This is a genomic window from Caballeronia sp. ATUFL_F1_KS39 (assembly GCF_023630985.1).
Classification (GTDB): domain Bacteria; phylum Pseudomonadota; class Gammaproteobacteria; order Burkholderiales; family Burkholderiaceae; genus Caballeronia; species Caballeronia zhejiangensis.
In genome coordinates this window covers 333774-346450 of sequence record NZ_JALQDZ010000036.1, presented here as the reverse complement: position 1 = coordinate 346450, position 12677 = coordinate 333774, and the positions used below count along the sequence as shown (strand labels likewise).

Annotated in this window: 9 protein-coding genes; 5 read left to right on the top strand and 4 right to left on the bottom strand. The window is 64.2% G+C overall.

The features are described from left to right. Positions 1 to 59 precede the first annotated feature (59 nt). A complete protein-coding gene (locus NCR93_RS18795; RefSeq protein ID WP_008352860.1) occupies positions 60 to 1238 on the top strand; it encodes a porin in 1179 nt (392 codons plus the stop codon). Here NCR93_RS18795 and NCR93_RS18790 read toward each other — a convergent pair. Continuing rightward, entirely contained in the window at positions 1174 to 1893 is a 720-nt protein-coding gene (locus NCR93_RS18790; RefSeq protein WP_175979527.1) for a hypothetical protein, read from the bottom strand. The two genes, NCR93_RS18795 and NCR93_RS18790, sit on opposite strands and share 65 nt — an antisense overlap. Before the next feature lie 143 nt (positions 1894 to 2036). Between NCR93_RS18790 and NCR93_RS18785 the strand changes: the two genes are divergently transcribed. After that, positions 2037 to 3599, top strand: coding sequence for an MFS transporter (locus NCR93_RS18785; RefSeq protein ID WP_175979526.1), 1563 nt, complete (start codon positions 2037 to 2039; stop codon positions 3597 to 3599). A 63-nt stretch (positions 3600 to 3662) separates the two neighbouring features. Here the strand turns inward: NCR93_RS18785 and NCR93_RS18780 are convergent, their stop codons facing one another. Beyond that, positions 3663 to 4586: a sterol desaturase family protein gene (locus NCR93_RS18780; protein ID WP_008352862.1), complete on the bottom strand. Its 924-nt coding sequence runs from the start codon at positions 4584 to 4586 to the stop codon at positions 3663 to 3665. 170 nt (positions 4587 to 4756) lie between these two features. Beyond that, a complete protein-coding gene (locus tag NCR93_RS18775) occupies positions 4757 to 6922 on the bottom strand; it encodes a TonB-dependent siderophore receptor (RefSeq protein ID WP_175979525.1) in 2166 nt (721 codons plus the stop codon). A 258-nt stretch (positions 6923 to 7180) separates the two neighbouring features. On the opposite strand from NCR93_RS18775, the gene NCR93_RS18770 reads away from it, so the two are divergent. From NCR93_RS18770 to tatA, 3 genes are all read left to right on the top strand, one after another. Further along, the gene (locus NCR93_RS18770; protein ID WP_175979524.1) at positions 7181 to 8398 is read left to right on the top strand and encodes a PepSY-associated TM helix domain-containing protein; all 1218 of its coding nucleotides are present in this window, start codon (positions 7181 to 7183) and stop codon (positions 8396 to 8398) included. 241 nt (positions 8399 to 8639) lie between these two features. Further along, complete coding sequence (locus NCR93_RS18765) at positions 8640 to 10856, top strand: TonB-dependent receptor (protein ID WP_239294388.1); 2217 nt, start codon at positions 8640 to 8642, stop codon at positions 10854 to 10856. A gap of 234 nt (positions 10857 to 11090) precedes the next feature. Next, complete coding sequence (tatA, locus tag NCR93_RS18760; protein ID WP_008352869.1) at positions 11091 to 11294, top strand: Sec-independent protein translocase subunit TatA; 204 nt, start codon at positions 11091 to 11093, stop codon at positions 11292 to 11294. An 18-nt stretch (positions 11295 to 11312) separates the two neighbouring features. On the opposite strand, the gene NCR93_RS18755 is transcribed toward tatA, so the two are convergent. Then, positions 11313 to 12611 (bottom strand): SUMF1/EgtB/PvdO family nonheme iron enzyme, encoded by a 1299-nt coding sequence (locus NCR93_RS18755; RefSeq protein WP_175979523.1) that lies wholly within the window; start codon positions 12609 to 12611, stop codon positions 11313 to 11315. Positions 12612 to 12677 lie beyond the last annotated feature (66 nt).

Below are 12677 nucleotides of genomic sequence, written 5' to 3'. Positions count from 1 at the left end.
GTCGCATAAAGTGGATGAGGCATGCGTGTCTTTACCCGACATCGATGGAGCCTCGGCAAATGAAAAAGTTGCTTATGAGCGGTGCGGCCACGATGATCGCTTGCGCGGGCGCGGCCCACGCGCAAAGCAGCGTGACGCTCTACGGCCTCATCGACGCCGGCATCACGTACTCGAACAATCAGATCACGCCGACCGGCGGCGGCCACAGCAATTGGGAACTTAAAAGCGGCCCAGTCCAATACAGCCGATGGGGCTTGCGCGGCGCTGAAGATCTCGGCGGGGGATTGAAAGCTATCTTCAATCTGGAAAGCGGCTTCAATCTGAACAATGGACAATCGTCGGTGAATAACCGCCTCTTCAACCGGCAGGCGTATGTCGGCTTGTCGAGCCGCGATTACGGCGTTATCACGTTCGGCCGTCAGACCGACGACATGGTCGATTTCGTCGCGCCACTATCGTTGACGGGCACGGAGTATGGCGGCACGCATTTCGCACATCCATTCGATATCGATAACCTCAACGATTCGTTCCAGATCAACAACGCCGTGAAGTATCAGAGCCCGGATTTCGCGGGATTCAAGCTCGGTGCGTTATATGGTTTCTCGAACCAGGCCGGCGGATTTTCGAACAATCGTGCGTATAGCTTCGGCATGTCGTATATGTGGGGACCGCTTAGTTTCGGCGCGGGCTTCCTGCAATTGAACAGCGACGCCGCGACGCCGGGGCAGCTGAACACCAACGGCGCCGTCACCGATACGACCGGCTCTTCGCTACAGGGCGTGCTCACGACGACGGCCGTTCCGCTAGGCGCGCTGGCGGGCCGTCAGCAGACGTGGGGCGCGGGCGTGAGCTACGCGATCGGCCCGGCGGTGGCGGGCCTCGTCTATACGCAGACGAATCTGACGGAGCTGTTCCAGACCGGCTCTTCGACGCATGTCCAGAACTTCGAAGGCAACGTGCGCTACGCGCTGACGCCCGCCGTCGAACTTTCGGCCGCGTACACGTATTCGCGCGCGGGCGGGCTCGCGGGCGCGGGCAATCCGCACTGGAATCAGGTCAGCGCGATGGCCGGCTATGCCTTCTCGCGGCGCACCGATGTCTACATCCAGGGCGTATGGCAAGGCGTGAGCGCCAGCGCCAATTCGCCATTGGGTGTGGCTTGGATCAACGGCCTCACGGCGCCATCGTCGACGAGCAATCAGGTCGAAGCGACGGTCGGCTTGCGGCATCGGTTCTGACTTCGAACGCACGAGGCATCGGCAATGCGTTTGCCCGATGCCGATACTTGCGGCCCCAGCCGGTCACGGGCGGCGCATCTTCATCGGAACAGAAGGTCTCGAACTCGCGCCATGTCTCTTCGTAATCGCCTGCGCGCGCGAGCTCGAACTGATGCCCGTCCGTCGCGCACGACGCGAGATTCATGAACTGCTTCAATATCGGCCGGCAGGCGTGGCTGATGTACGGATCGGCTTCCTCGCGCGGCCACTCGTTCGCGGCGATGAGCATCTGACGCCACGCGAGAATGGTTTCGCGGCAGGCGGTGCATTGCGCATCGCCCTGAATGAGCGCGCTCGCTTCGAGCACGGCGATCGCGTGCTCTTCGAACTTCGACAGCTTGATCCACGCGGCGCGCGCGAGCGAATCGGCCTTCCCTTCGCAGAACTCGATGAGCGCGCTGTCGACCTCCGGCGGCGGCTCGAGCTTCATGACGACGCCTTCCTCACGCAGCATCACGCGCACGCCGAAATCCGCGACGAGCATCGCGAGACGGCAACCCCAGCGCATGCTCATGTCGTGAAGCCAGGCTTCGTCGGAAGTCCGAAGCGCGGCGGCGATTTCCTCGCGCGCATCTACGAGCCATCGGCTTTGCGCGACTCCGTCTGTTCGACTCATGGCGGCATCCCGATGCGAGTGAAGCAATTAGCTTAACCCGCCGGGCCGGGGCGTGCGCGCGAGCGTGCCAACCACGTCGCGGGCGTGAAAATGCAGAACCGGTTAGCCTCTTCTATCCGCGGATTCGTCGACCAGGAGCGCCATTGAACAACCCGCAACGCGTGCACGCCGTCGCCTCGCCCGTGAGTCCTTGCGACGAACTCGCGATCCGCGCGCAACCCGTCGCCGCCGATCAGCCGTGCCATCGCAAGCGCCTCGCGCTGTCCGCGACGATTCTCGGATCGAGCATGGCGTTCATCGACGGCTCGGTCGTCAACGTCGCGCTGCCGTCGATCCAGAGCGAACTCGGCGCGAGCATTGCGGCGATGCAGTGGGTCGTCAACGCGTATCTGCTGTTTCTGGGCGCGCTCGTGCTGGTCGGCGGCGCGATGGGCGACAAGCTCGGACGGCGCAAGGTGTTCGTCGCGGGCGTCGCGATCTTCACGGTCGCGTCGGCGGCGTGCGGCTTCGCGCCGGGCACGGGCTGGCTGATCGCGGCGCGCGCATTGCAGGGCATCGGCGCGGCGCTGCTCGTGCCGGGCAGCCTTGCGATCATCGGCGCGGTGTTCGACGGCGAGGCGCGCGGGCGCGCGATCGGCACGTGGGCGGGCGTCGGCGCGATCACGTCGTCGGTCGGTCCGGCGGCGGGCGGCTGGCTCGTCGATGCATTTTCGTGGCGCGCGATTTTTTTCCTCAACGTGCCGCTCGCGGCCGCGACGATCGCGCTGGCGATGGCTTCCGTGCCCGACAGCCACGACGCCGACGCGCCGCCAACCCTCGACTGGCCCGGCGCGGCGAGCACGGCAGCGGGCCTCGCGATGCTGACCTACGGTCTCACGGAAGCGCCGTCGCGCGGTTTCGCCGATCCGCTCGTGCTCGGGATGATCGGCGCGGGCATCGTGCTGCTCGCCGCGTTCATCGCGATCGAAGCCAAATCGCGCGATCCGATGGTCCCGCTCGACATCTTCCGTTCGCGCGATTTCAGCGGCGCGAATATCGTCACGCTGCTGCTGTACTTCGGGCTCGGCGGCGTGCTGTTTTTCCTGCCGTACACGCTGATTCGCGCATACGGTTTCACCGCGACGGAAGCGGGCGCGGCGGTGTTGCCGATGCCGCTCATCATCGGTTTGCTGTCGCGTTTCACGGGCGGGCTGACGAGCCGCTTCGGCGCGCGTGCGCTCCTGATCGCCGGTCCGTGCGTGGCGGGTCTGGGCTTCGCGATGCTCGCGCTGCCGTTCGTCGCGGGCAGCTACTGGATGGGCTTTCTGCCAGCGCTCGTCGTGCTCGGGCTCGGCATGACGATCACCGTCGCGCCGCTGACGACGACCGTGATGGCATCGGCGGGAAGCGAGCGCGCGGGCATCGCGTCGGGCATCAACAACGCGGTCGCGCGCGTGGCGAGCCTGCTCGCGATCGCGGTGCTCGGCATCGTGTTCGTGTGGTCGCACGACGCGGCTTTGTCGGCGCGGCTCGATCGGCTGCATGTACCGCGCGACAGCATGCGCGCGCTGGACGCCCAGCCGACGTCCGAAGCGTCATCGGCGCCGCTCGCCCGCGCGCAAGCCGATGCCATCGCCGATGCGTTGCGCGCCGTCGCCGCGCTCTCCGCCGCGTGCGCGTTTGCGGCGGCGGGCGCGGCGGCTGCGACGATCCAGCGCCGCAAATGAAAAAACCCGATGCCGGCGCTGAACCGGACATCGGGATTCGAAAGTACCGCTGGGAGGCTTTCGTTATCGGCCCGCGTGGGCCGGTTGTTGTTCGATCGACTTGGCGCGCTTCTGCAATTCTTCGGTGGTGTCGCCTTCGCCGTTCGGCAGCCAGCCCGGAGGACGCAGCAGGAAGCCGACCGCATCCGACACGCTCTTCGCGTTGTACATGTCCTTCGCGAGGCTGACCCAGTGCTGCATCTCGACGACGATCGGGTTATGCGACGTCACCGGCGTCGTCAGGCCGTAGACACACGGCTCATCGGCGCGCTCTTCCACGTACGTTCCGAACAGGCGATCGAAGATGACGAGCACGCCGCCGAAGTTCGCATCGAGATATGTCGCGTTCGATGCATGGTGCACACGATGCGCCGACGGCGTGTTGAACACATATTCGAGCCAGCCGAGCTTCGGAATCCACGTTGCGTGCAGCCAGAACTGATAGAGGAGGTTGATCGACACGACCGCGAGCACCACGTCGGGCTTCACGCCGAACCACACGAGCGGAGTGAAGAAGATGGCCGAGCCCGCGATCTTGGTGGTCCAGCCCAACCGATACGCCGACGACAGCGTCAACTGGTTCGGCGAATGATGCACCGCGTGATTCGCCCAGAAGAAGCGGATCGTGTGCGACGCGCGGTGATACCAGTAGTAGCAGAACTCCTGTCCGATGAAGAGCAGGAACAGCGTGAGCGCCGTGTTCGTCGTGACCGTGTGGATGCGATGCTCCCACGCGAAGTTGAAGACGGGCGTCGCGAGCGAGAGCGGCAGGAACGCGAGGAGCTTGCGGCCGACGAGATCGACGAGCGAGATCCAGGTCTCGTGCCAGTCGAACGCCTTGTCGGTGCCCTTGTACTTGAAATGCAGGACGACGGCCTCGAGCAGCGACGCGGTGAGGACGATGCCCATCACGTACATCGAGATTTTTCCGAGCAGTTCCAGTTCCATGATTGTTCGCCTTGGTGGGTGGTTGCGAATGAACCCATTGTGGCGATCGGCCCGGTTAAAAACCACGCGCAAACTATTTCACGGAATGTCACGGCCCGCCCGCCAAGCCTTGCGGCACAAGGGGCGGGCCTCTCGGACCAGTTATTTCAAGGCATGTCGCGCGGCAAGGATCAGAATTCGACGCGCGCGTTGAGCGAGAGCGTGCGCGGCTCGCCCGGCTGGATGTAATCGGCGTACTGGAATTCCCAGTAGCGGCGATTCGTCAGATTGTCGATGGCCGCGCGCAGCCCGACGTTATGTCCGGCGATGCGCGTCGTGTAGGTGGCGCCGAGGTTCATCACCAGATAGCCCGGCACCTTGATGTCGCCGGACGGACTGAGGCTCGTGTTGCCGGTGAATTTCGCATCGGCGCCGAGCGTCAGGCCCGGAACGACGGGCACCGCGTAATTCACGTGCGCCGCCGCGACGAATCCCGGCGCGCCCGCGACGCGATTGCCGTTGTTGGTCGAGCCTTTCTCGTAGTGCGTCGCGATCCACATCAGATCGGCGCCGACGGTCCAGTCCCGGCCGAGACGCACGTCCGCGCCCGCTTCGGCACCCTGAAAGATCGACTCGCCGTCCTCGACGAAGACGTTGTCGCTGTTGGCATACTGCGCGCCGCGCTCGATGCGGAACAGCGCGGCCGTCGCGCTCCAGCGTGCGTTCTGGCTCTTCACGCCGACTTCGTATTGCTTGCTGCGCAGCGGCTTGAGCAATTGCCCGGCGTTCGCATAGGTGTCGCCGACGACGTTGCCCGCTTCGAGCGATTCGACATAGCTCGCATAGAGCGTCGTGCCCGGCGTGAGTTTGTACATCAGCGCGACGGTTGGCGTGAGCACGCCGTTTTGCGTGTACGTCGACGACGTGCTGCCGTCGAGGCCGTAACCGTGCTGCTCGTAGTTCGTGTAGCGCAGGCCGCCGAGCACGGACCAGCGCTCGGTCAGCGCGATCGTGTCGCTCGCGAACAGCGCCTTCTGCGTGACGTCGGCGGCGCGATAGGTGTAGAAGCCGGAGCTGTCGTAACGATTCACGTTCGGCTGATAGAGGTTGCCCGTGCCGAGCTGCGCATAGAAGGAGTTCGCGCCGTAGTCGGTCGTCTGCTTCTGGTAATCAGCGCCGAACACGAGCTGATGCCTGAGCGGTCCCGTCTTCACGAGACCTTCGGCCATCACGCGGAACGTGTTCAGCTGATGCCCTTCCTTGCCTTCGAAGCGATAGTCGTCGTAATCGCCTGCCTGATCGAGCAGATACCAGGTGCCTTCGTTGCGATAGCGCGTGCTCTTGCTGAAGCTGTACGTCGCCGAGAGCGTCCAGTCCGGGCTCAGGTTGTACTGCAGGCCGGCGGTGTAGATCTGCAGGTTGGTGTTCAGATGCTGATCGGGCGTCTGCAGCGTGCTGCTGCCGCCGGACAGCGTCGCTGGCAGCGACGTGCCGGTATATCGCGCGGTCGAAATCGCCGTCGTGATGCCGGACGCATGCCGCTCCTGATACAGCGCGCCGAAGGTCGCGGTGAGATCGCGGGTCAGGCGCGCGTCGGCGGCGAGCGAGAAGGAATCGCGCCGCACGTTGCCGTCGTTGTACGTCTTGCCTTCCTCGTGCGTCGCGTTGAAGCGGTAGCCGACCACGCTGTCCGGGCCGACGCGCCCGCCGAGATCCAGATGCTCGGTCCAGACCGACGTCGAGCGATAGCCGACATCGACGCTCGCGATCTGCCTGTCGGTCGCGGGCGGCTTTTTCGTCACGTAGTTCACGACGCCACCCGGCGCGCCGAAGCCGTACATGAAGCCCGACAGCCCTTTCAGCAGTTCGACGCTTTCGAGCTGCTCGTAAGGCATCGTGATGCCGTAACCGTTGTACGGCTGGCCGTCGAGCTTGAAGCCGTTCTGCCAGTCGAGCTGCATGCCGCGCACGGTGATGTAGCTCGCCCACGCGTTGTACGGATTGCTGTTGTCCGACACGGAAGCGTCCTGCGCGAAGACGTCGCCGAGCTTGTTGGCCTGCCGGTCGGCGAGCTCCTCGCCGGTGACGATCGTCGTCGAGAAGGGCGTCTCCAGTTGCGTGCGCGAGCCGAGCGCGCCGCTCGACACGTCGTCGCGCAGATGCTGTAGCGTGTCCTGCGACGCGGTGACGGACACCGCCGGCAGCGACGCCTCGTGGGGTTGATCGGCGGCTTGCGCGCCGTCGCTGCCTTGCGCCATCGCGGACTGGCTCATCGCAAAGAGCAGCAGGGCGGCGAGGGTCGAAGGCCGCATCGTCGATGTGGCCGGGAATGCGCGCGAACGCGTCGCTGATTTCATGGTCTGTCCGTCGTCGTTTGAAGTTGTTTTAAATGCGAATCGTTCGCATTATCGGGCGACGGCATTCTGCCCTGAACATCGCGAGCTTGTAAACTTTTGCTCCACTGTCGGCACGGATTCGCGACAAAAAATCGGTAAGCAGCTTACGAGAAGCTTGTGTGGCCGATCAGTCGTCGATAGAATTGCGAACAATTCCTATTTACATCACGTCGAAAAGATGATCGCCGTCGCGCACGACTATCGCTCCGAGGAGCGGGCATGAGGCCGGTTCTGGTTCGCCTGCATCGCTGGCTCGGCGTCGCGACCGCGCTCTTTCTCTTCGTCTCGGGTCTGACCGGCGCGATCATCGCGTGGGATCACGAGATCGACGCGCTGCTGAATCCGTCGTTCTTCAACGCGCGCACCGATGCGCCCGCGCTTCCGCCGCTCGAACTCGCGCGGCGCGTCGAAGCGGCCGATCCGCGCGTCGAGGTGACGTACCTGCCGCTCGGCATCGAGCCGGGGCACACCGCGCAGATGATGGTGATGCCGCGCACGAATCCGGCGACGAACGCGCCGTTCGACGTGCCGTACAACCAGATCGCCGTCGATCCCGCGACGGGGCAGGTGCAGGCGCAGCGCATGTGGGGCGCGGTGTCGCTCGCGCGCATCGATCTGATGCCGTTCCTCTACAAGCTGCACTACACGCTGCATTTGCCGGTCGTCGGCGGCTTCGATATCGGCACGTGGCTCATCGGCATCGTGGGCATTCTCTGGTTCTTCGATAGCGGCATCGCGCTGATTCTGTCGTTTCCGAGCGTGAAGGCGTGGCGCAAGTCGTTCGCGTTCCGCGTGAAGCGCGGCGGCTACGCGCTGACGTTCGACCTGCATCGCTCGGGCGGCGTGTGGATCTGGGGCCTTCTGCTCGTCATGGCGCTCACCTCGATCTCGATGAATCTTTCCGAACCCGTGATGCGCCCGGTCGTATCGATGTTCTCGAAGCTTTCGCCTTCTTTCCTCGACAACCCCGAACTCGTGCGCGCCGGCCCGCCGGGCAAGGCGCCAGCGACGCGCGAGCAGATTCTGGAGATGGCCGCCCGCGACGCGAAACGCGAGAACCTGACCGAACCGCCGGGCGCGCTCTACTACGCGCCGATGTTCAAGGCTTACGGCGTCGGTTTCTTCGCGCCGGGGCACGATCACGGCGACGTCGGTCTCGGCAACGCCTGGCTGTACTACAACGCCCAGACGGGCGCGCTCGCGGGATCGACGATTCCGGGCCGCGGCTCGGCCGGCGACATCTTCATGCAGGCGCAGTTTCCGCTGCACTCGGGGCGCATCGTCGGCCTCGGCGGACGGATTCTCGTGAGCGCCGTGGGCATCGCAGTCGCGGTGCTCAGCGCGACGGGGCTCATCATCTGGTTCAGGAAGCGCGCGGCGCGCCGTCATTCGGCCGCCGTCGCCGATGCGCGGTCGGCACGTTCAATGACTTCGTAAATCCGAGGATCCTCGCATAAAGCGCGATTCAAAAGCCTGACGCGCGTCAGACGTTGCGTTACGACAAATCTCTCGTTTTCGGAATGATAACGACTCTTATTTGCAATATAATGCGGCGCACAACGGCCTCGGGCTGCCGCGCGCTTGCGCGGCTTGCTTCGACGCTCAGAACAATGCCGCCCGGATTCCATTCGCGCCCCGGGACGGAAGACCGACCAACTTCGACGTTCCTCTCTGATTCATGCCCGTTTCCCGTGTTTCCACCTTGCAGGCCACGCCTGCGAAGGCGCTCGTCCGTCGCGCGTCGAGCGTAGCCATCGTCGCGGCTGTCGCGGCGGTGTTTTCCTTGTCCGCTCACGCGCAATCGTCCGGCGCAAGCAACGCTGAAGGCGCGAATTCGCCCGCCGAGAGCACGCTGCCCGCCGTCAAGGTTCAGGCGTCGAAGGAACAGTTGCCCGGCGATCTCGCGCCGACCTACGCTGGCGGCCAGGTCGCGCGCGGCGCGGATTTCGGGGTGCTCGGCCAGCAAAAGATGATCGACGTGCCGTTCAGCATGACGACGTACACGTCGAAGCTGATCGAGGACCAGCAGGCGCGCACGCTTTCGGACGTGCTCGCGAACGATCCGGCGGTGCGTACGGCGTTCGGCTTCGGCAACTTCTCCGAGGTGTACATCATTCGCGGGTTCGAGCTGCAAGGCGATGACGTCTCGCTCAACGGTCTCTACGGCATCACGCCGCGTCAGCTCGTCTCGACGGATGCGCTCGAACGCGTCGATGTGTTCAAGGGCGCGAACGCGTTTCTGAACGGCGCATCGCCGAACGGCTCGGCGGTGGGCGGCGGGCTGAATCTGCAACTCAAGCGCGCCGACGACAAGCCGCTCACGCGCGTGACGATCGATGGCGAGACGTCCGGTACGATCGGCGCGCATGTCGATGTCGGCCGCCGATTCGGCAGCGAAGGGCAGTTCGGCATCCGCGTGAATCAGGCGAATCACGACGGCGAGACGTCGATCGACAACGAACATCGGCGGGATAACACGACCGCCGTGGCGCTCGACTGGCGCGGCGACAAACTGCGTCTGTACGCCGATTTCCTGTATCAGCGCCAGCGCGTGAACGGCGGCCGCTCGACGGTCTACGACTACGCCAACTACATTCCCGAACCGCCGTCGGCGTCGTACAACTACGGGCAGTCGTGGAACTACAGTTCGATCGAAGACACGGTCGGCATCCTGCGCGCCGAATACGATTTCCTGCCCGGCTGGACGGCTTACGTGACGGGCGGCGCGCGTCATACGGACGAGCACGGCGAGTATTCGTCGCCGAGCATCAATACGACGGGCGTCACGCAATCGCGTCTCGGCGTGCCGCACAAGGAAGACGGCACTTCCGCCGAAGCCGGCGTGCGCGGTCACTTCAACACCGGCCCGGTGTCGCACTTCGTGACGGCGGGCGCGTCGATCGTGCGCGTCGATTCGAGGTCGGCGTACACGTACAGCGGCTCGTGGGCGTCGAGCATCTACGACACGCCGCAGGTTCCGTATCCGGCGACGATCGGGCAGGCGGGCAATCTCGCCGATCCGCAAACCACGTCGCTCAGCCTGCTGCGCAGCGTCTCGATCTCCGACACGCTCGGCTTCCTCAACGACCGCGTGCTGTTCACGGTCGGCGTGCGTCATCAGGACATCCACGCGAACAACTTCGACTACACGGGCGTTCAGACCGAGGCCTACAACGACTCGGTGACGACGCCGCTGTTCGGTCTCGTCGTGAAGCCGTGGCAGAACGTGTCGTTCTTCGCGAACCATAGCGAAGCGCTGACGATCGGCGAGGCGGCGCCGTCAACCGCGGTCAACACCGGGCAACTGCTGCCGCCGGAGAAGTCGAAGCAATGGGAAGTCGGCGCAAAGTATGACAACGGTCAGTACGGCGCGTCGATCGCGGCGTTCCAGATCGAAAAGCCGTTGACCTACACGAACACGTCGAACGTTTTTGTCTCGGACGGCACGCAGCGCCATCGCGGTATCGAGGCGTCGGTGTTCGGCGAACCGGTGCGCGGCGTGCGCCTGATCGCGGGCGCGACGTATATCCACGCGACGCAATACGGTCTCGGCGACGCCTCCCTGGACGGCAATAAGCCGATCGGCGTGCCGACGTTCATGTTCAACGTGAACGCGGAGTACGACGTGCCGATGCTCAACGGCCTCACGCTGACGGCGCGCTGGATCTACACCGGGTCGCAGTATCTGAACACGACCAACACGCTGTCGATTCCGCACTGGAACCGCTTCGACCTCGGCGCGCGTTACGCGACCGTGATCTATGGCAAGCCGACGACGTTCCGCGCGAGCGTGCTCAACGTCGCGAACAAGTCGTATTGGGCTTCGACGATCGGCGGTTATCTGACGCAAGGCGCGCCGCGCACGGTGCTGCTGTCGGTGACAACGGATTTCTGATCGCGTCGATAGCAAGCGAAAAACGCCGCGCGTTCGTGAGGACGCGCGGCGTTTCCATTTTGGGGCCCGAGGCAATAAGTACTCGGGAGCCGGCCGTTTACCGAGCGCAGTTCAAAACGGGGTCACATAAGTTGTTGATTTCTATGACAGAATACGCAAAGTGCGAGCGGGGCGTCGAGTAAGTCTTGCGCATTCCGCTCGGTTTCAACGTTTATCTCTGTGAGGTTAGGTGATATGGGAAGTCTCAGCATCGGGCATTGGCTCATCGTCTTGGCTATCGTCGCGCTCGTTTTCGGCACCAAAAAGCTGCGTAGCGTCGGTTCCGATCTCGGCGGCGCGGTCAAGGCTTTCAAGGATGGCGTGGGCGAAAGCGCGACGCCGGCCGCCAATGCAACGGCGACCATCGACGTCCCGGCCAAGGATGTGACCGCACGATAAGTTGCGCGCGGTGATCGCTCAATCGATGTTCTTCACGCAGCGAAATCCCGCATAGACGTACTGGTAATGCCCCTGGAACCAGTTGCGGAAGCTCGGCCGCAACATGCACGCCGCCGTGCGGGCCGAGCCGCCCTTTATCACGAAGTGCTTGCCGTCGAAGAAATTCGCCGAATAGCCGAGATAAAACGGAAACGGCTCGAAGCCGTTCAGCGGGCCGAATTCCGTCGACGTCCATTCCCAGCCGTTGCCGAATTGCCCTTCGACGCCGAACTCGCTGCGATTCTCCGGATGCGCCTGCACCGGCGCCGGGTCCCATCGGCGGAAATCGAAGTTGCCTTCCGCGACATGCGGCGCGCCCGATGCGGCGCGCTGCCATTGCGCCTCGGTCGGCAACGACTTGCCCGCCCAGCGCGCGTACGCCTTCGCTTCGGCGTAGCTCACGTAGACGGGCCAGTCGGGCGGCAGCGCGATTTCGTCGAACATCGTGCGTAGCTGCCATGCGTTCGCGTCGTCGCCGGGAATCCAGAACGCCGGGTGCGCGATGCGCTGCTCTTCCTTCCACGCCCAGTCGGCGTCGTCCCAGTAATCGCGATTCCAGTAACCGCCTGCATCGATGAAACGCAGATAGTCGCCGTTCGTGACCATATGGCGGTCTATCTCGAACGCGGGCACCTCGATGCGTTCCTCGCCGAACTCGTTGTCCCAGCCGAACAGGCCGCTTTCCCGCGTCAGTCCGAGCGTCGTGCTGCCCGCCGGCACGCGCACGCTTTCGTGTGACAGATCGCGATCCGACGAACGTTCCGAAAACGCATTCGATGGCGCGATTTTTCTATCGACCGGCAATTGATGCAGCATGTACGCGAGCGTTTCCGCGTGCATCAGCCGATGCTCGATCGCCACTTCGAGCAGCTTCGCGGGCGGCTCGTCTGCCGAAAGCGGCGCCGCGGCGATCCTGATCGGATCGAAATGCGCGTCGATCTCGGCGCGAACCGTGTCGCGATACGCGCGCACTTCGTCGAGCGAAGGCCAGTCGGACGGTTGATCGGTCGGCAGGCCGCCGTCCACCGGATCGATCCCGAAAGCGAAAAGCTGGTCGTAGGCGGGATTCGGGCTCGGCAGATCGAAGAGCCGCTGATCGAGCAGATTGCGGTCGAAGGCTTCGAGATGCCCGATATAGAAAACGATGCGATGCCGCTCGGCGATCGGCCTGTCGTAAAGGTGCTCGGGCTTGACGACATCGAAAAGCTCGTCGGTGACGCGGCGCGCTTCGGCGAGGCGCTCGAGCAGCGGATGACGCAGGGAAGGTTCGCGGTTCATGTCGCCCAATCTCCGTGGCTGGCCAGTGGCTTCGCAATCGACCAAAACGCTCGCCGTAGCGCGCGC

Coding starts and splice junctions, on each gene's coding strand:
- NCR93_RS18795 (WP_008352860.1), top strand. CDS start 60: ATGAAAAAGTTGCTTATGAGCGGTGCGGCCACGATGATCGCTTGCGCG.
- NCR93_RS18790 (WP_175979527.1), bottom strand. CDS start 1,893: ATGAGTCGAACAGACGGAGTCGCGCAAAGCCGATGGCTCGTAGATGCG.
- NCR93_RS18780 (WP_008352862.1), bottom strand. CDS start 4,586: ATGGAACTGGAACTGCTCGGAAAAATCTCGATGTACGTGATGGGCATC.
- NCR93_RS18775 (WP_175979525.1), bottom strand. CDS start 6,922: ATGAAATCAGCGACGCGTTCGCGCGCATTCCCGGCCACATCGACGATG.
- NCR93_RS18770 (WP_175979524.1), top strand. CDS start 7,181: ATGAGGCCGGTTCTGGTTCGCCTGCATCGCTGGCTCGGCGTCGCGACC.
- NCR93_RS18765 (WP_239294388.1), top strand. CDS start 8,640: ATGCCCGTTTCCCGTGTTTCCACCTTGCAGGCCACGCCTGCGAAGGCG.
- tatA (WP_008352869.1), top strand. CDS start 11,091: ATGGGAAGTCTCAGCATCGGGCATTGGCTCATCGTCTTGGCTATCGTC.
- NCR93_RS18755 (WP_175979523.1), bottom strand. CDS start 12,611: ATGAACCGCGAACCTTCCCTGCGTCATCCGCTGCTCGAGCGCCTCGCC.